This is a genomic window from Pseudomonas sp. B21-015, from assembly GCF_024749285.1.
Taxonomy (GTDB): domain Bacteria; phylum Pseudomonadota; class Gammaproteobacteria; order Pseudomonadales; family Pseudomonadaceae; genus Aquipseudomonas.
The window spans coordinates 1,541,506-1,558,992 of record NZ_CP087196.1 but is presented as its reverse complement, the minus strand read 5'-3'; the positions used below and the strand labels follow the sequence as shown (position 1 = coordinate 1,558,992).

The 17,487-nt window shown below is 59.8% G+C and carries 15 protein-coding genes; 7 read left to right on the top strand and 8 right to left on the bottom strand.

The window, feature by feature from the left end:
* Position 1: 1 nt before the first annotated feature.
* Positions 2 to 583 (top strand): cob(I)yrinic acid a,c-diamide adenosyltransferase, encoded by a 582-nt coding sequence (locus tag LOY38_RS07040; protein WP_258699397.1) that lies wholly within the window; start codon positions 2 to 4, stop codon positions 581 to 583.
* 120 nt (positions 584 to 703) lie between these two features.
* Here the strand turns inward: LOY38_RS07040 and LOY38_RS07035 are convergent, their stop codons facing one another.
* From LOY38_RS07035 to secA, 4 genes are all read right to left on the bottom strand, one after another.
* The gene (locus LOY38_RS07035; protein ID WP_258699396.1) at positions 704 to 1,648 is read right to left on the bottom strand and encodes a Nudix family hydrolase; all 945 of its coding nucleotides are present in this window, start codon (positions 1,646 to 1,648) and stop codon (positions 704 to 706) included.
* Positions 1,645 to 2,277: a glutathione S-transferase family protein gene (locus LOY38_RS07030; protein WP_258699395.1), complete on the bottom strand. Its 633-nt coding sequence runs from the start codon at positions 2,275 to 2,277 to the stop codon at positions 1,645 to 1,647. Before LOY38_RS07030 ends, LOY38_RS07035 begins: the two co-directional genes overlap by 4 nt.
* Before the next feature lie 162 nt (positions 2,278 to 2,439).
* Positions 2,440 to 3,657 (bottom strand): bifunctional glutamate N-acetyltransferase/amino-acid acetyltransferase ArgJ, encoded by a 1,218-nt coding sequence (gene argJ, locus LOY38_RS07025; protein WP_258699394.1) that lies wholly within the window; start codon positions 3,655 to 3,657, stop codon positions 2,440 to 2,442.
* Positions 3,658 to 3,779: 122 nt separating this feature from the next.
* The gene (secA, locus tag LOY38_RS07020; RefSeq protein WP_258699393.1) at positions 3,780 to 6,515 is read right to left on the bottom strand and encodes a preprotein translocase subunit SecA; all 2,736 of its coding nucleotides are present in this window, start codon (positions 6,513 to 6,515) and stop codon (positions 3,780 to 3,782) included.
* Positions 6,516 to 6,822: 307 nt separating this feature from the next.
* On the opposite strand from secA, the gene LOY38_RS07015 reads away from it, so the two are divergent.
* Positions 6,823 to 7,278, top strand: a complete 456-nt coding sequence (locus LOY38_RS07015) for a DUF721 domain-containing protein (protein ID WP_253416480.1) — start codon at positions 6,823 to 6,825, stop codon at positions 7,276 to 7,278.
* A gap of 118 nt (positions 7,279 to 7,396) precedes the next feature.
* Here the strand turns inward: LOY38_RS07015 and LOY38_RS07010 are convergent, their stop codons facing one another.
* The gene (locus LOY38_RS07010; protein WP_258699392.1) at positions 7,397 to 8,884 is read right to left on the bottom strand and encodes a DUF853 domain-containing protein; all 1,488 of its coding nucleotides are present in this window, start codon (positions 8,882 to 8,884) and stop codon (positions 7,397 to 7,399) included.
* A gap of 184 nt (positions 8,885 to 9,068) precedes the next feature.
* Here LOY38_RS07010 and LOY38_RS07005 point away from each other — a divergent pair, with 184 nt between their 5' ends.
* From LOY38_RS07005 to LOY38_RS06990, 4 genes are all read left to right on the top strand, one after another.
* Positions 9,069 to 10,958 carry a methyl-accepting chemotaxis protein gene (locus LOY38_RS07005; protein WP_258699391.1) on the top strand — a complete coding sequence of 630 codons (1,890 nt, stop codon included), beginning with the start codon at positions 9,069 to 9,071 and terminating at the stop codon, positions 10,956 to 10,958.
* Between the two features lie 221 nt (positions 10,959 to 11,179).
* Entirely contained in the window at positions 11,180 to 12,301 is a 1,122-nt protein-coding gene (locus LOY38_RS07000; RefSeq protein WP_258699390.1) for a glycosyltransferase family 1 protein, read from the top strand.
* Positions 12,294 to 13,070 (top strand): polysaccharide deacetylase family protein, encoded by a 777-nt coding sequence (locus LOY38_RS06995; RefSeq protein ID WP_258699389.1) that lies wholly within the window; start codon positions 12,294 to 12,296, stop codon positions 13,068 to 13,070. The genes LOY38_RS07000 and LOY38_RS06995 overlap by 8 nt, the downstream gene beginning before the upstream one ends.
* The gene (locus LOY38_RS06990) at positions 13,067 to 14,062 is read left to right on the top strand and encodes a lysylphosphatidylglycerol synthase transmembrane domain-containing protein (protein WP_258699388.1); all 996 of its coding nucleotides are present in this window, start codon (positions 13,067 to 13,069) and stop codon (positions 14,060 to 14,062) included. Before LOY38_RS06995 ends, LOY38_RS06990 begins: the two co-directional genes overlap by 4 nt.
* A gap of 75 nt (positions 14,063 to 14,137) precedes the next feature.
* Here LOY38_RS06990 and LOY38_RS06985 read toward each other — a convergent pair whose 3' ends face one another.
* On the bottom strand, positions 14,138 to 14,314 hold the full coding sequence (locus tag LOY38_RS06985; protein ID WP_258699387.1) for a hypothetical protein: 177 nt from the start codon (positions 14,312 to 14,314) through the stop codon (positions 14,138 to 14,140).
* A gap of 81 nt (positions 14,315 to 14,395) precedes the next feature.
* Positions 14,396 to 15,244 (bottom strand): formyltetrahydrofolate deformylase, encoded by an 849-nt coding sequence (gene purU, locus LOY38_RS06980; protein ID WP_007903852.1) that lies wholly within the window; start codon positions 15,242 to 15,244, stop codon positions 14,396 to 14,398.
* Between the two features lie 328 nt (positions 15,245 to 15,572).
* Between purU and mvaT the strand changes: the two genes are divergently transcribed.
* Positions 15,573 to 15,950 carry a histone-like nucleoid-structuring protein MvaT gene (gene mvaT / locus LOY38_RS06975; protein ID WP_007933316.1) on the top strand — a complete coding sequence of 126 codons (378 nt, stop codon included), beginning with the start codon at positions 15,573 to 15,575 and terminating at the stop codon, positions 15,948 to 15,950.
* A gap of 98 nt (positions 15,951 to 16,048) precedes the next feature.
* Here the strand turns inward: mvaT and sbcB are convergent, their stop codons facing one another.
* Positions 16,049 to 17,479: an exodeoxyribonuclease I gene (gene sbcB / locus LOY38_RS06970; protein WP_258699386.1), complete on the bottom strand. Its 1,431-nt coding sequence runs from the start codon at positions 17,477 to 17,479 to the stop codon at positions 16,049 to 16,051.
* Positions 17,480 to 17,487 lie beyond the last annotated feature (8 nt).

Below are 17,487 nucleotides of genomic sequence, written 5' to 3'. Positions count from 1 at the left end.
CATGGGCTTTCGCTTGTCGAAGATTTACACCCGCACTGGCGACAAAGGCGAAACAGGGCTCGGCGATGGCCGCCGGGTACCCAAGGACCATCCGCGAATCGAGGCCATTGGCGAAGTCGATACGCTGAACAGCCAGGTGGGTGTGCTGTTGGCCGGGTTGGCAGCGGAAAGCGGCACGTATCCTGGATTGAACGAGGTGATTGAGGTTTTGGCGCCCTGCCAGCATCGGTTGTTCGACCTCGGTGGCGAACTGGCGATGCCGGTGTATCAGGCACTGAATACGGCAGAAATCGAACGACTGGAAACGGCGATCGATGTGTGGAATGAAGAGTTGGGCCCCCTGGAGAATTTCATCCTGCCCGGCGGTTCGGCACTGATTGCCCAGGCCCACGTATGCCGCTGTCTGGCGCGCAGTGCCGAGCGGCGCTGTCAGCAGTTGAATGCGATCGAGCCGCTGGCCGGGGTTGGCCTGGCGTATATCAATCGGTTGTCGGATTTGTTGTTTGTGGCGGCAAGGTTGATTGCCAAGCGTCAGGGGATTGCCGAGATTCTTTGGCAGGCGGCGGCGAAACCCCAAGTTTAGTCGGCGCGTCCGAAGACGCCATCGCGGGCAAGCCCGCTCCCACAGGGATCAGCGTCGTACACAAATCTGTGTCCACTACGAACCACTGTGGGAGCGGGCTTGCCCGCGATGGGCGCAAAATCAAGCCTCAGGCCAAAACGCCCGAATCCCCGCCACACCCTGCGCCCCCGCCTCCCAGGCTTGCTGCCGCTCCGCCGGGCCAACCCCGCCAAGCAAAAACACCGGCTTGCTGAAGCCCTCGATCAAAGTCGAAGCCTGCTCCCAACCCAATGGCAGCGCATCCGGGTGAGTCTGGGTCGGTTGCACCGGCGACAGGGTCACAAAGTCCACGCCCATCTGCTCGGCCAGTGCCAGTTCTTCAGCGTTGTGACAAGACGCCGCCAACCAGCGCGACGCCGGTAGCGGTCGCCCGGCCGCCGCGTATTTGCGCAGCTGCGCCGCAGTAATGTGCCAACCGGCGGACGGGAAGTCCCCCAGCCATTCAAACGGCCCCTTGATCATCAACTGTGCCTTGCCGGCACACAGCCCCGCCGCGTCCACCGCCAGATCGCGGTATTGCGGGTCGTAGCCGTTGGGCGCACGCAACTGAATCAGCCTGATGCCGCCAGCGATGGCTTTCTGGATACCGCGCAACAAGGCCGGGGTTTCCAGGCCATCCGGGGTGATCAGGTATTCGCCGGGCAAGCGTGCAGCGGCGACGATCGGCTGATTGGCGGCCGGGAACTCGTAATCCACCAGTTCCCGCTCGGTCACCCAGGCCAAAGGCTGACCTTCGGCGCCATGGGGTTCACCGGTAAACGCCGAAACTTCCCAGACATCCAGCAACACCTGCTTGTCCGGGTAATCGTGGCGGACTTTGATCAGTGGGCGCGCCGTACGGACCACAATGCCCAGCTCTTCGTGAAGCTCGCGGGCCAGGGCGCTTTCGACGGATTCGTGATCCTCGACCTTGCCACCGGGGAACTCCCACAAGCCGCCCTGATGCTGAGTGTCGGCACGGCGGGCGATGAGGATCTTGCCTCTGCCATCGCGGATAACCGCGGCTGCTACATGTACTCGTTTCACCGCTCTATTTCCTCCAGACCCGCCTTCCGCCAGGCCTTGAAAGCTGGCCATTGGTAGAGGGTTTCGACATAGGCTGCGTCGACCTCGGACAGATTCACCTGATAGGTACGCAGGCGCACGGCGACCGGTGCGAAAAACGCATCGGCCAGGGTCGCGCCGCCAAACAGGAATGGGCCGGTTTCAGTCGCGGTGGCGCGACATTCAGCCCACAACGCCAGCATGTGTTCGATTTCAGCCTGAACCTCAGGTGGGGTCGGCGACAGCGGCGCATTGTGGCTCAGGTCGAACGGCATGTTGCCGCGCATGGCAAAGAAACCGCTGTGCATCTGCGCGCACGCCGAACGCGCTTGGGCACGGGCGGCAGTGTCTTTGGGCCAGAGGCCGGCATCGGGAAATTGTTCGGCAAGATATTCGGCAATCGCCAGCGAATCGGCGATGGTGCCGTGTTCGGATTTCAGCAGCGGGACTTTACCGGTCGGCGAATGCTTGAGCACGCGCTCGCGAGTGTCTGGCTGGTTCAGCTTGATCAGTTCTTCGGTGTAGGACGCGCCAGTCAGGTCGAGGGCCAGTGCCGCGCGCAGGGACCAGGAGGAATACAGTTTGTCGCCGATGATCAGGTGGAGGCTCATGTTCGGGACCTTTTGATAAGAGTACAAGCCAGAATCTTTAGCGTCTGGTGGTCCGTCATCGCGGGCAAGCCCGCTCCCACATTGACCGAGTCAGCCGCACGATTGACGGCTGACACTGAACCCTGTGGGAGCGGGCTTGCCCGCGATAGGGTCGACGCAGTCTTACGTACGGTACTCAGCGTTGATCTTCACGTACTCGTGGGACAAGTCGGTGGTCCAGATGGTTTCGCTGCAATCGCCGCGACCCAGTTCGATACGGATGGTGATCTCTTCCTGCTGCATCACCGCCGCGCCCTGGGCTTCGGTGTAGGTGGCAGAGCGAGCGCCACGGCTGGCGATGCACACCTCGCCAAGGAACACGTCGATCTTGCTCACGTCCAGGTTCGGCACGCCCGCACGGCCCACGGCAGCCAGGATGCGACCCCAGTTCGGGTCGGAGGCGAACAACGCGGTCTTGATCAGCGGCGAGTGGGCCACGGTGTAACCAACGTCCAGGCATTCCTGGTGATTGCCGCCACCGTTGACTTCCACGGTAACGAACTTGGTCGCGCCTTCGCCGTCGCGCACGATGGCCTGGGCCACGTCCATGCACACTTCGAACACGGCCTGCTTCAGTTTGGCGAACAGTTCACCACTCGCGGAAGTGATTTCCGGCAGTGCAGCCTGACCGGTGGCGATCAGCATGCAGCAGTCGTTGGTCGAGGTGTCGCCGTCGATGGTGATGCGGTTGAACGACTTGTTGGCGCCGTCCAGCAGCAGGTTTTGCAGCACCTCGCGGGAGACTTTGGCGTCGGTGGCGATATAGCCGAGCATGGTTGCCATGTTCGGGCGGATCATCCCCGCGCCTTTGCTGATGCCGGTGACGGTGATGGTCACGCCGTCATGCTGGAACTGACGGCTGGCGCCCTTGGGCAGGGTGTCGGTGGTCATGATGCCGGTAGCGGCCGCTTCCCAGTTGTTCTCCGACAGGTCATCGAGAGCGGCCTGCAACGCACCTTCGATTTTCTCGACCGGCAGCGGCTCGCCGATCACACCGGTGGAGTACGGCAGCACCAGGCTGGCATCGACGCCGGTCAATTCAGCCAGTTTGGCGCAGGTGCGCTCGGCGGCCGCCAGGCCTGGTTCGCCGGTGCCGGCGTTGGCATTGCCGGTGTTGGTCAGCAGGTAACGCACCGGGCCTTGCACGCGTTGCTTGGCCAGGATCACCGGAGCTGCGCAAAAAGCGTTCAGGGTGAACACGCCCGCCACCGTGGAACCTTCGGCACAGCGCATGACCACGACATCCTTGCGCCCCGGGCGCTTGATACCGGCCGAGGCGATACCGAGTTCAAAACCGGCAACCGGGTGCAACGTTGGCAAAGGACCAAGACCAACAGCCATGAATGCGCTCCTTAAAAAATGTTGTCTGCATCGTCATTGCGATAGACGGTGGTTTAAATGGCAAAACGCCGCGACGGCATAAGCCGGTCGCGGCGCGGGTATTTCAGCGTTTGAAACGGGTTTTACTGGATCTGCCCGTGGCAATGCTTGAACTTCTTGCCCGAACCGCAGTAGCACAGCTCGTTGCGGCCCAGTTTCTGCTCGTTGCGTACCGGTGCGGTGGCGAGGGCGACATCGACCTCTTCACCCAACACTTCCGGCTGCTCAAGGCCAGGCGCTTCGTCGTGCTGGAACTGCATGCGCGCAGCCAGCGCCTCGGCTTCCTGACGCAGACGTGCCTCTTCTTCGATCGGATCTTCGCGGCGAACCTGAACGTGCGACAGCACACGGATCGAGTCGCGCTTGATCGAATCCAGCAGCTCGGAGAACAAGGTGAAGGACTCGCGCTTGTATTCCTGCTTCGGGTTCTTCTGCGCATAACCACGCAAGTGGATGCCGTGGCGCAGGTGATCCATGGTCGACAGGTGGTCTTTCCACAGGTCGTCGAGCACGCGCAGCACGATTTGCTTCTCGAAGGAGCGCAGTGCTTCGGCACCGGCCTGGTCTTCTTTCTCGTTGTACGCCGCGATCAGTTCGTTGAGCAGCTTCTCGCGCAGGGTCTCTTCGTACAGGTGGTCGTCTTCGTCGAGCCATTGCTGGATCGGCAGCGCCACACCGAAGTCGCTCTGCAACGCCGCTTCCAGACCGGCCACGTCCCACTGCTCAGGCAGCGATTGCGGTGGAATGTGTGCACTGACGGTTGCGTTGAGCACGTCCTGACGGAAATCGGCGATGGTTTCACCGATGTTGTCGGCGGCCAACAAACTGTTACGCATGTGATAGATCACTTTACGTTGTTCGTTGTTGACGTCGTCGAACTCGAGCAGTTGTTTACGGATGTCGAAGTTGCGGCCTTCAACCTTGCGCTGAGCCTTCTCGATGGCGTTGGTCACCATGCGATGCTCGATCGCTTCACCGGACTGCATGCCCAGCGCCTTCATGAAGTTCTTCACCCGGTCAGAGGCGAAGATGCGCATCAGGCTGTCTTCCAGCGACAGGTAGAAACGGCTGGAGCCGGCGTCGCCCTGACGACCGGCACGACCACGCAACTGGTTGTCGATACGGCGCGATTCGTGACGCTCGGAAGCGATCACCTGCAAACCGCCCGACTCCAGCACTTGCTGGTGACGTTTCTGCCAGTCGGCCTTGATCTGGGCAATCTGCTCAGGGGTCGGGTTTTCCAGGGTCGCGACTTCCACTTCCCAGTTACCGCCCAACAGGATGTCGGTACCACGACCAGCCATGTTGGTGGCGATGGTCAGTGCGCCCGGGCGACCGGCCTGAGCGATGATTTCGGCTTCTTTTTCGTGGAACTTGGCGTTCAGAACCTTGTGTTCGATGCCTTCCTTCTGGAGCAGGCCGGACATGTGCTCGGACGTTTCGATGGTGGCGGTACCCACCAGCACCGGACGGCCCTGGGTCATGCATTCCTTGATGTCGTTGATGATCGCCGCGTATTTCTCATCGGCGGTCAGGAACACCAGGTCGTTGTAGTCTTTACGCGCCAACGGCTTGTTCGGCGGGATCACCATGACCTGCAGGCCATAGATCTGATGGAATTCGAACGCTTCGGTGTCCGCGGTACCGGTCATGCCGGACAGCTTGTTGTACAGACGGAAGTAGTTCTGGAACGTGGTCGACGCCAAGGTCTGGCTCTCGGCCTGGATGTTCAGGTTTTCCTTGGCTTCGATGGCCTGGTGCAGGCCTTCGGACAAACGGCGACCCGGCATGGTACGGCCGGTGTGTTCGTCGACCAGCACCACCTGGCCGTCCTGCACGATGTATTCGACGTTGCGATTGAACAGTTTGTGCGCACGCAAGCCGGCATAGACGTGAGTCAGCAAGCCCAGGTTATGCGCCGAGTACAGGCTCTCGCCTTCAGCCAGCAGGCCGACGCGGGTGAGCATGTCTTCGATGAACTGGTGACCGGCTTCGTTGAGCTCGACCTGACGGGTCTTCTCATCGACGGTGTAGTGGCCGGCCTTGGTGACTTCGCCTTCGACTTCTTCGACGTGCAATTGCAGCTGCGGGATCAGTTTGTTGATCTCGATGTACAGCTTGGAGCTGTCCTCGGCCTGACCGGAGATGATCAGCGGGGTGCGGGCTTCGTCGATGAGGATGGAGTCGACTTCGTCGATCACGGCAAAATTGAGTTCGCGCTGGAATTTTTCTTCCATGCTGAACGCCATGTTGTCGCGCAGGTAGTCGAAACCGAATTCGTTGTTGGTGCCGTAGGTGATGTCGGCGGCGTAAGCGGCGCGTTTCTCTTCCGGCGGCTGGAACGGCGTGACCACGCCGACCGTCATGCCGAGGAATTCGTAGAGCGGACGCATCCAGTTGGCGTCACGGCGGGCCAGGTAGTCGTTCACCGTCACAACATGCACGCCCTTGCCGGACAGCGCATTGAGGTAAACGCCCAGTGTTGCCACCAGGGTCTTGCCTTCACCGGTACGCATTTCCGCGATCATGCCTTCATGCAAGGTCATGCCGCCGATCAGCTGGACATCGAAGTGGCGCATACCCATGACGCGCTTACCGGCTTCGCGGGCGACCGCAAAGGCTTCTGGCAGCAGCTTGTCGAGGGTTTCCCCTTTGGCGATGCGGGCCTTGAACTCGTCTGTCTTGGCACGCAATTGATCGTCCGAAAGGGCCACCATTTGCTCTTCGAAGGCATTGACGAGTTGCACCGTCTTGAGCATGCGTTTGACTTCACGCTCGTTCTTGCTTCCAAAAAGTTTCTTTAACAAAGGCGCAAACATATCGGCAGGATCTTCCACACTAAAGGGATGGAGGGCGGCCCCGTGAGTCGCCCGAGCAGCCCTCATGGCCGCATGCGAACGAGCATTCTACCCGGAAACGATGGTGAGGAAAGTGGCGTTATTCCACGATGCATGCACTGCGCTATGACGGGGCTCACTTAAAATAAGGGCTTTTGGCTGAACTTCAACCCATCGAGGGTACAAGTTACTCGTTGATTTAATGGGTAAAGCGCTCCCAAAGCAATGGGTCGGGGGCAAGGGGTGCTTTCTGTTACCATGGCCGCTCTGTTACTTCAGGTGTTCGATCATGGCATTTCGCCCTCTCACGGCCAGAGCACCCGCCGTTCTGCTTCGCGAAGCCAAACCGCTGAAAGCCATCTTCGGCCACGCTCAACGCCTGGGTCATTTACAACGCCTGGTGGAAAGCCAGCTGCAGCCGGCTGCCCGCGAGCATTGCCATGTGGCATCGTGGCGTGAAGGCAGTTTATTGCTGATTGTCACCGATGGGCACTGGGCCACTCGCCTGCGTTATCAGCAAAAGCGTCTGCAACGACAGTTACAGCTGTTCGACGAATTCGCCAGCCTGACGCGGATTCTGTTCAAGGTGCAGCCGCCCACGGTTCAGCAAGGGGCGGTGGGACATACCATGGATTTGTCGACGGACGCGGCGGCGACCATTCAGGCGACGGCCGACGGGATTACCGACCCAAATCTGCGGGCGGCCCTCGAACGCCTGGCGGCGCACGCCAAACCCAAGGCATGACTTAGAACCCATGTGGGAGCGAGCCTGCTCGCGATAGCGGTGTATCAGTCAACACATGTGTTGAATGTCAGGCCGCAATCGCGAGCAGGCTCGCTCCCACATTTTGATTGCCCACTTGTCAGCGGCGCTTGCTGCCGCCGAGCAATGAGCCCATCAACCCCCGCACCAATTGTCGGCCCAATTGATTCGCCGCCTGTCGCATCGCCGATTTCAGCGCCTGCCCCGCCGCCGTGCCGAGGAACTCCCCGGCCTTGTCGGCAAGACTCGGCTCCTCAGGTGCAGGTTTGCCCGGCGCGGCCTCGGGATCCGGCGCCAGCCCTTTACGCCCCATCAGCACTTCATAAGCCGATTCGCGATCGATCGGTTTGTCGTAACGCCCCTTGAAGGGCGAACCGCCGATCAGCACCGTGCGCTCAGTCTCGGTCAGCGGCCCGATCCGCGACTGCGGCGGTGCAACCAATACCCGCTGGACCATCGCCGGTGTGCCCTTGTCCTGCAAGGTGCCGACCAGCGCCTCGCCGATCCCCAGTTCGGTCAACACCGACAAGGCGTCAAACGCAGGGTTCGGCCGGAAGCCCTCGGCCACCGCGCGCAGGGACTTCTGCTCTTTGGCGGTGAACGCGCGCAAACCATGCTGAATACGCAAGCCCAGCTGAGCCAGTACATCATCCGGCAAATCCCCCGGCGATTGGGTGACGAAATACACCCCCACGCCTTTCGAACGGATCAGCCGCACCACTTGTTCCAGACGATCCTGCAACGCCTTGGGCGTACCGGCGAACAACAAGTGCGCTTCGTCGAAAAACAGCGCCAGCAGCGGTTTCTCGGCATCGCCGCGCTCTGGCAGCTGCTCGAACAGTTCGGCCAGCAACCACAGCAGGAACGTCGCGTAGACCTTCGGCGCTTCGTGCACCAGACGGCTGGCATCGAGCAAGTGAATGCGCCCGCGACCATCCACGGCCGGTTGCAACATGTCTTCCAGCTGCAGCGCCGGTTCGCCGAATAACGCTTCAGCGCCCTGCTGTTCCAGCGTCGCCAAACGGCGCAACAGGGCCTGGCTGGAACCGGTGGTCATCAGCGCCGCGTCATCCCCCAGCAATTCGGGGTTATCACGCAAATGATTGAGCAGTGCCTTCAAATCCTTCAAATCCAGCAGCAACAGCCCTTCGCGGTCGGCCACTTTGAAGGCGGCATAGAGTGCCGACTGCTGACTGTCGGTCAGCTCCAGCAGGCTGCCGAGCAGCAACGGCCCCATTTCGCTCAAGGTGGTGCGCAATGGATGCCCGGACTGACCTTGAATGTCCCACAAAGTCACCGGATACGCCTGAGGCTTATGGTTCAGCCAGGGCATGCCGGCGATCCGCTCCGCGACCTTGCCTTGAGGGTTGCCGACGGCGCCCAGCCCGCACAAGTCGCCTTTGATGTCCGCCGCGAACACCGCCACGCCAGCATCGCTGAAGGCTTCGGCCAGACGCTGCAACGTGACGGTTTTACCGGTGCCGGTAGCGCCCGCCACCAGGCCATGACGGTTCGCCAGGCGCATGGCCTGGGCGATTGGCTGGCCCGCGAGGTCGGCGCCGATAACGAGTTGCGATGAGTCAGGCATTTTGTCACCCATGGTTAATCTTTGATCCTTCATGGCCGATAACAACCGAGAGACCAGACTGAAAATAGCGTCGGTAATTCCCTAAGGAGAGACGGAAATATCAGCTTACTTTCAACACTGCCCATTTTGCGCGCCTTTATAAAAGCACGCCCTGGACATTAAGACTTTAGCGGACCCCCAAGCCATGAACAAAAACCTGCGCTTCAGCCATAAGATACTGCTTGCCGCCGCCCTGATCGTTATCGCCGCATTCGCCTCGTTCACGCTGTACAACGACTATTTGCAGCGCAATGCGATTCGTGAAGATCTGGATAACTATCTCACCGAGATGGGAGACGTCACCGCCAACAACATCCAGAGTTGGCTGGCCGGTCGTATCCTGCTGGTAGAGAACCTCGCTCAAAACATTGCCATCAACCCCGAACAATCCAACGTCGTCAGTCTGCTTGAACAAAATGCTTTGGCATCGACCTTCATGGCCAGGTACCTGGGTGATGCCAGCGGCAACTTCATCAACCGCCCTGACTCCAAGATGCCGGACGGCTACGATCCCAGAGTTCGCCCTTGGTACAAAGGCGCGGAAAACAGCAACGGCTCGACGCTGACCGAACCTTACGTAGATGCGGCGACCGGTCAAACCATCATCTCCATTGCCACCGCTTCGAAAAAATCGGGGAAAAGCGTGGGGGTGGTAGGCGGTGACTTGAGCCTGCAAACCCTGATCGACACCCTGATCGCGCGTGATTTCGGCGGCATGGGCTATGCCTTTCTGGTCAGCGCCGACGGCAAGATCCTGGTTCATCCGGACAAAGCCATGGTGATGAAGTCCCTGAGCGAGGCGTACCCGAAAAATACCCCACGCATTAGCAGCAGCTTCACTGAAGTGGACGTCGACGGCAAAACCCGCATCGTCTCTTTCACCCCGATCAAAGGCTTGCCGTCGGTCAATTGGTACATCGGCCTGTCGGTGGACAAGGACAAAGCCTTCTCCATGCTCAGCGAATTCCGCACCTCGGCGATCATCGCGACCCTGATTGCCGTGGCCATCATCATTGGCTTGCTGGGCATGCTGATCCGCCTGCTGATCCAGCCGCTGCACGTGATGACCCGCGCCATGGAAGACATCGCCGACGGTGAAGGCGACCTGACCAAACGCCTGACCATCCAGAATCAGGACGAATTCGGCATCCTTGGCACGGCGTTCAACCGTTTCGTGGAACGGGTTCATACATCGATCCGCGAAGTGTCCTCGGCCACCGGTCAGGTCAACGAAGTGGCCTTGCGGGTGGTGGCGGCCTCGAACTCGTCGATGTTCAATTCCGACCAGCAAGCTTCGCGTACCAGCAGCGTGGCCGCAGCGATCAACCAGCTCGGCGCCGCCGCCCAGGAAATCGCCCGTAACGCCGCCCAAGCGTCGAATCAGGCCAGCGATGCCCGCAGCCTGGCCGAAGACGGCCAGCAAGTGGTGGATCGCAGCATTGCCGCGATGAATCAGCTGTCGAGCATGCTCAGCGCCTCGAGCACCAACATCGAATCGCTGAACAGCAAAACCGTGAACATCGGGCAGATTCTCGAAGTGATCACCAGCATCTCCCAGCAAACCAACCTGCTGGCGCTCAACGCCGCCATCGAAGCGGCGCGGGCCGGTGAAGCCGGGCGCGGTTTTGCCGTGGTGGCCGACGAGGTGCGCAACCTGGCGCACCGCACGCAGGAGTCGGCGCAACAGGTGCAGACCATGATCGAGGAGCTGCAAGTCGGCGCCCGCGAATCCGTCAGCACCATGAGCGACAGCCAGCGTCACAGCCAGGACAGCGTGGAAATCGCCAACCTGGCCGGCGAGCGCCTGAACAGCGTGACGTTGCGCATCGGCGAAATCGACGGGATGAACCAGTCGGTGGCGACGGCGACCGAGGAACAAACCGCAGTGGTCGAGTCGATCAACGTGGATATCACCGAGATCAACACGCTGAACCAGGAAGGCGTGGAAAACCTGCAATCGACCTTGCGGGCGTGCTCGGACCTTGAGCAACAGGCTTCGCGATTGAAGCAGTTGGTGGGCAGTTTCCGCATCTAGAACGTTTGACAGGCCCCAATCGCGAGCAGGCTCGCTCCCACACTTGATCTTCGTTGTTCACAAATAATGTGTTCACAACAGATCCAGTGTGGGAGCGAGTCTGCTCGCGATAGCGATCTGTAAAGCCCCGCAAAACCCCGCTGACACCCCCTCCGCAAAACCCCAATCGAACATCTATCCTTCATATAGGTCAACCAAAGGAGATCAACGGCCCCGGAGGAATGTTCATCGTGCATATCGCTGACATCACCATGTTCTACGCCCCTGCCAGCGGTGGCGTGCGCACTTATCTGGATGCCAAACATCGTCGCCTGGGCATCAAACCCGGCATTCGCCATAGCTTGCTGATCCCCGGGGCCCATTTGAGTGAACAGGATGGTGTCTACACCGTTCCAGCCCCTGCCCTTCCTTTTGGCAAGGGTTATCGCTTCCCCCTCCGTCTCGCGCCGTGGCGCAATGTTCTGCAGGATTTGCAGCCTGACCTGATCGAAGCCGGCGACCCTTACCTGACTGCCTGGGCTGCGTTGGACGCCAAGCGGCAACTCGATGTGCCGGTGATCGGCTTTTATCACTCCGACCTGCCGATGCTGGTCAGCAATCGCATGGGCAACTGGGTTACCCCCAATGTCGAAGCTTATGTCAGCAAACTCTATGGCAACTTCGACCGGGTTCTGGCGCCGAGCCAGGTCATGGCCGACAAACTGATCGGGCTGGGGGTGAAGAACGTTTTCGTACAACCGCTGGGCGTCGACCTGCAAACGTTCAACCCCAGTAAACGGGATACAGGTTTACGGGCTGAATTGGGCATCGATGAAAACACTCACCTGCTGATCTTCGCCGGCCGTGGTTCCAAGGAAAAAAACCTGCCAGTGCTACTCAATTGCATGAAACGCCTGGGTCGTCGCTATCACCTGCTGCTGGTGGGCTCGTCGATGCCAACCCTGGTGCCGCGCAACGTCACTGTCCTCGATGAGTTCTGCCCGGCGGCGCAAATCGCACGCTTGATGGCCAGCGCCGATGCGCTGGTGCATGCCGGTGATCAGGAAACCTTTGGCCTGGTGGTCCTTGAAGCCATGGCCAGTGGCATTCCGGTGGTGGCCGTGGCGGCCGGGGCCTTTCAGGAAATTGTCACCGATCAATGCGGCCTGCTCTGCGCGCCGGACAATCCAGTGGCGATGGCCAACGCCGTACGCGAGCTGTTCAGCCAGGGCAGCGCCGCACGGGGCAAACAAGCCCGCAGCCATGTCGAGCGGCATTACGCCTGGGACACCGTGGTCGACAGCCTGTTGGGCCACTATCACGCCGTACTCGGCACTCAATGGCCGCTGACCGCCAATGGTTGAGCCCATGAACGCACGCAGCCTGTTACTGGTGTTGCACGACACAGCGCCGCACACCTGGCCCGATTACCAGGCTTTCGTCGAAGCCGTCGACGCGTTGGGCGAGGTGCCGATGACCTGGCTGGTGGTGCCGGACTTCCATAAACACAACGATCTGGATACGCATCCGGGGTTTCGACAGGTGCTGAGCAGCCGTGTCGCGCGCGGCGACGAACTGGCATTGCACGGTTACTTCCATTGCGATGAAGGACCGATCCCCGGCACTCCCCGAGACTGGTTCATGCGCCGGATCTACACCCATGAAGGCGAGTTCTACAACCTGCCCCTGGACGCCGCCCTCGCTCGCCTGCGCGCCGGAATCGAAATGTTCCATCGTTATCACTGGCCACTGGAAGGTTTCGTCGCCCCGGCCTGGCTGATGAGCGAAGGCACCCGCCAGGCGCTGCGCCAGTTGCCGCTGCGCTACACCAGCGATTTGCAGCATCTGTATCGTCTGCCGGATTTCACCGCGATCGATGCCCCGAGCCTGGTCTGGAGCGCTCGCAGTGCCTGGCGCCGAGGCCTGTCGAAGCTGGTCAGCGATCAGCGCGAACAACGTTGGCGCCAGGCACCGGTGATTCGTCTCGGCCTGCACCCGGTGGACATGCGCCATGAGCTCTCGCGTCATTATTGGCTGCAACTCCTCAAGCGTTTGCTCGACGAGGGCCGTGTGCCGATGACCAAGGCCAACTGGCTGGCACTGCAAGACGACACCGTCGGTCGCGCCGCATGAGCCGCGGGATTGTGCTGGTCGTCGCCCTGCTCGCTGCGGTGCTTATCCCCTCGTTGCTGGGCGGCGGCGAGACATGGTCGCGGCTGCAACGCTTTCCGCTGGAATGGCTGCTGATCATGTTCGGCATGATCCTGCTGTGCTGGGGGCTCAATACCCTGCGCTTGCGCCTGTTGCTGGGCGATCAGCGCGCCAAGGTGAGCCGCCTCAAAAGCCTCGGGGTGGTGATGTCCGCCGAGTTCGCCTACTGCGCCACGCCCGGCGGCAGTGGCGGACCGCTGACCATCATGGCCCTGCTGGCGCGCCACGGCGTGCGGCCGGCCAGGGGCAGCGCCGTGTTCGCCATGGACCAGTTGAGCGATCTGCTGTTTTTTCTCTGCGCGCTGAGCGGGATTCTGATTTATGCACTGTTCCAGCACCTCAGTCAGCGCATGGAGTGGCTGCTGACCGTCAGCGCCATCTCGATGTTCGGCGGGCTGGTCAGTTGCGTGGTAGTGGCTCGTTACCACCGCTCATTGATTCGTCTGAGCGGTCGGTTGCTCGCCCGCCTCAATGTCAAGACCGCGACTCGACACCGCTGGGCGCGCAAGCTTCTGCACTTCCTGGCAGCGTTCACTGACACACTGAAGTTGCCCTTTCAGACGCTGATTACCGTGTTTGCCCTGACCTGCCTGCATTGGGTCTTGCGGTATAGCGTGCTGTATCTGGCGCTGCGCGGGCTGGGCGTGGATTTGCAGTGGGCCTGGTGCTTTCTGATCCAGATGCTGTCGCTGAGTGCGGGGCAATTCAGTCTGTTGCCGGGCGGTGCCGGGGCGGCGGAACTGACATCGGCGGCGCTGTTGGCGCCCATGGTGGGCAAATCCACCGCGGCGGCGGCCATTCTGATCTGGCGGACAGTGACCTATTACTTCTATCTGGTGGTGGGTGGCCCGGTATTTTTACTGATGCTCGGGCGGCCGTTGCTCAAGAAGTTGATGAAGTTCAAGCAAGCTTGAAAGATCGCAGCCTTCGGCAGCTCCTACAGGGTGTACGCCAAACCCTTGTAGGAGCTGCCGAAGGCTGCGATCTTTTCAGGCGCCCCCGGATTCATCGTCGGAATCGTCCTGCAACTGCTCCCACAACTCGGCGGCACCGGGAAACTCCGTGCCGTCTTCGGGGGTCAGGTCCTCGGGGTCATAACGACTCAAACACCCCTCCCCCAATGTGGCGGGTGCCTTGGACGTGGCTTTGTCCAGTGGATCGGCCATGGTCATGTCCTCAGTGCAGAAACGGCGAAGGGCCTGAAGCGATTGAGCGCCCAGGCCCTTTGAATTTCAACCGTATGGCTATCAGAACACGACGGTTTTGTTGCCGTGCACCAGCACTCGGTCTTCCAGGTGATAACGCAGACCGCGGGCCAGCACCATCTTCTCGACATCGCGACCGAAGCGCACCATGTCTTCGATGCTGTCGCTGTGACTGACGCGCACCACGTCCTGCTCGATGATCGGACCGGCATCCAGCTCTTCGGTCACGTAGTGGCAAGTGGCGCCGATCAACTTCACACCGCGCATCGAAGCCTGATGATAGGGCTTGGCCCCGACAAACGACGGCAGGAAGCTGTGGTGAATGTTGATGACTTTATGGGCATATTCGCTGCACAACTCAGGCGGCAGAATCTGCATGTAGCGGGCAAGTACCACCACTTCGGCCTCGTGCTGTTTGACCAGGCGCGAAACTTCGGCGAAGGCCGGCTCCTTGTTCTGCGGGTTGACCGGCACATGGTAGTAAGGAATACCGTGCCACTCGACCATGCTGCGCAAATCGTCATGGTTGGAAATCACACAGGCGATTTCGCAGTCCAGTTCGTCGCTGTGCCAGCGGTGCAACAAATCGGCCAGGCAGTGGGACTCACGGCTGGCCATCAACACCACGCGTTTCTTCTGCTCGGTGTCGGTGATGCGCCAGTCCATCGAGAACTCTTCGGCAATCGGTGCAAACGCTTCGCGAAAGGCTTCGATACCGAAAGGCAGCGAATCGGCACGAATTTCGTGACGCATGAAGAACCAGCCACTGAGATTGTCCGAGTGATGGCTCGCTTCAGTGATCCAGCCGTTATGTGACGCCAGAAAGTTACTGACTTTAGCAACGATGCCGACGCGGTCCGGGCAAGCAATCACCAGCCGAAAAGTGCGCATGAGGGGGAAACTCCAGAACTTCGCAAAGGCCGCCATTCTAACGATTGCGCAGCAAAACTGCAGTATTGATGACGTGTGGCCTTGCATCGCGATCAGCAGCACAGATTCCGGCGCTGCCATACGCCAGTGCATGGTGCTCTTGTAGCCAGTCTTCAAGAGGTCAACTGTGAATATTCGTGACGCTATTTAACTGTCTCTCCAATGTGTGTCCTATTCACCGCAATTAATTTAAGTAAAACTTCGGTTAAATGTTTACTTGATGAAACACCCTGACTATTATTGTCGCACTGTCACCCTGTCATCCAGCGCCCAACATAAGGTAATCCTCATGTCCTTGATCAACGAATATCGCGCCACCGAAGAAGCTATCAAAGAGCTGCAAGCCCGTTTGAAGAATCTGTCCCAAGACGACAAACTGCAAACCGAGCTGGAATTCGAAGGCAAACTGCGCACCCTGATGGGCGAATACTCCAAATCCCTGCGTGACATCATCGCGCTGTTGGATCCAGAGTCCAAAACCAAGGCGCCACGTGGCGGCGCAGTAAAAACTACCGGCACCAAGCGTGCTCGCAAAGTTAAACAATACAAAAACCCGCACAACGGCGAAGTCATCGAAACCAAAGGTGGCAACCACAAGACTCTGAAAGAGTGGAAAGCCAAGTGGGGCGGTGACGTGGTTGAAGGCTGGGCTACCCTGCTGGGCTAAGCCGCAAGCGCGTCGCAGACTGATCCGCGACCTGAAGAACGCCAGCAAATGCTGGCGTTTTTTTATGCCCGGAATTCAAGTGCAAGTCATTTTCGTTTTCAAAGATTCAAACGTTTGCGTAATGCCTGGACATGAATCTGCCATTCATCCAGGACCTCTTGCTGAAACGATGTAGGACTAATCGTCAATTGGGCGGCAGCCGTCAGAAAACTTTCCAGCGTATTTGGCGCGCCCCACTCGGGTGCAGTCAAACGTTGCTGACAGAAAATTCGCCAGCGTTCTTGCTCCTCGAGGCTCAACGTATCGGGAAAGTTGCGCGCCCGATAACGAAACAATAACTCAGGCAAACGTTCATCATCGAAAGGCCACTGCTCTTGTGCTAATTGCGCAGGGTCGGCGGTTCTGACTTGCTCACATAGGCGCCGGTCCCGATCACCGATAAAACCGTCGTATAACTGTTGCTCGGGGTCCGGACTCGGAGAGAAATCGTCACGACTGTAAATGTCCGACACTTTATCCCGCCAAACTTGTTGTGCGTCGCTTAGCCGCAGCGCCCGTCCCTGATAAAGCGCCATATCCAGCCCCAAACGTTGCTGATCGTCAGGACGAAGTACCGATAATGGCGCCACGACCGGGCACTTGTTGATGTGTATGAGCTTGAGCGGCACCGGCAGTTCGCCTTCGGCCAGTTCGTCCCGGCGGGTGTAAAGCCGCTGACGCAAGGTTTCGGCATCCAGGTCGAGCAACCCCTGAGGGTCCAGGTGCAGGTCACAGACAATCAGCGCGTTGCGATTACGTGGATGCCAGGCCAATGGCAATACCACCCCCACATAGTGGCGGGCCGCCGAAAAGCGCCCGGAAATGTGCACCATCGGTTGCAACAACCGAATCTGATCCATCACCTTTTGTTTACTGCGCAACTGAAACAGCCAGTCATACAACTTCGGCTGCTTTTCGCGGATCAGACGCGCCAGAGCGATCGTGGCGCGAACATCCGACAGCGCCTCGTGGGCATTCCCGTGATCGATGCCATTGGCGGCGGTCAAGCGTTCGAGTTTGAGCGTCACCCGTCCTTCGTCATCCGTAGGCCAGACAAGGCCATCGGGACGCAAGGCATACGCCGCACGCACCACATCGATCAGGTCCCAGCGGCTGTTGCCGCCCTGCCACTCCCGTGCGTAGGGGTCGAAAAAGTTTCGATACAGGCTGTAACGGGTCATCTCGTCGTCGAAACGCAACGTGTTATACCCCGCCCCACAGGTGCCGGGCGCCGCGAGCTGAGCATGAACCCGGGTCATGAAATCGGCTTCGCTCAACCCTTGCTCGGCCAGACGCGCGGGCGTAATACCGGTGATCGTGCAGGCCGCCGGATGAGGCAGGATGTCGTCACTGGGCTGGCAATAAAGGTTGACCGGCTCGTCTATTTCATTGAGATCGAAGTCGGTGCGAATCCCCGCCACTTGCAGCGGGCGGTCGCAACGGGGGTTGATGCCAGTGGTTTCATAGTCGTACCAGAAGATCGAAGTCACGGGCTGTT

Coding starts and splice junctions, on each gene's coding strand:
- LOY38_RS07010 (WP_258699392.1), bottom strand. CDS start 8,884: ATGCCTGACTCATCGCAACTCGTTATCGGCGCCGACCTCGCGGGCCAG.
- LOY38_RS07040 (WP_258699397.1), top strand. CDS start 2: ATGGGCTTTCGCTTGTCGAAGATTTACACCCGCACTGGCGACAAAGGC.
- LOY38_RS06995 (WP_258699389.1), top strand. CDS start 12,294: ATGGTTGAGCCCATGAACGCACGCAGCCTGTTACTGGTGTTGCACGAC.
- LOY38_RS07000 (WP_258699390.1), top strand. CDS start 11,180: ATGTTCATCGTGCATATCGCTGACATCACCATGTTCTACGCCCCTGCC.
- secA (WP_258699393.1), bottom strand. CDS start 6,515: ATGTTTGCGCCTTTGTTAAAGAAACTTTTTGGAAGCAAGAACGAGCGT.
- LOY38_RS06985 (WP_258699387.1), bottom strand. CDS start 14,314: ATGGCCGATCCACTGGACAAAGCCACGTCCAAGGCACCCGCCACATTG.
- LOY38_RS06990 (WP_258699388.1), top strand. CDS start 13,067: ATGAGCCGCGGGATTGTGCTGGTCGTCGCCCTGCTCGCTGCGGTGCTT.
- LOY38_RS07005 (WP_258699391.1), top strand. CDS start 9,069: ATGAACAAAAACCTGCGCTTCAGCCATAAGATACTGCTTGCCGCCGCC.
- argJ (WP_258699394.1), bottom strand. CDS start 3,657: ATGGCTGTTGGTCTTGGTCCTTTGCCAACGTTGCACCCGGTTGCCGGT.
- purU (WP_007903852.1), bottom strand. CDS start 15,244: ATGCGCACTTTTCGGCTGGTGATTGCTTGCCCGGACCGCGTCGGCATC.
- LOY38_RS07030 (WP_258699395.1), bottom strand. CDS start 2,277: ATGAGCCTCCACCTGATCATCGGCGACAAACTGTATTCCTCCTGGTCC.
- mvaT (WP_007933316.1), top strand. CDS start 15,573: ATGTCCTTGATCAACGAATATCGCGCCACCGAAGAAGCTATCAAAGAG.
- LOY38_RS07015 (WP_253416480.1), top strand. CDS start 6,823: ATGGCATTTCGCCCTCTCACGGCCAGAGCACCCGCCGTTCTGCTTCGC.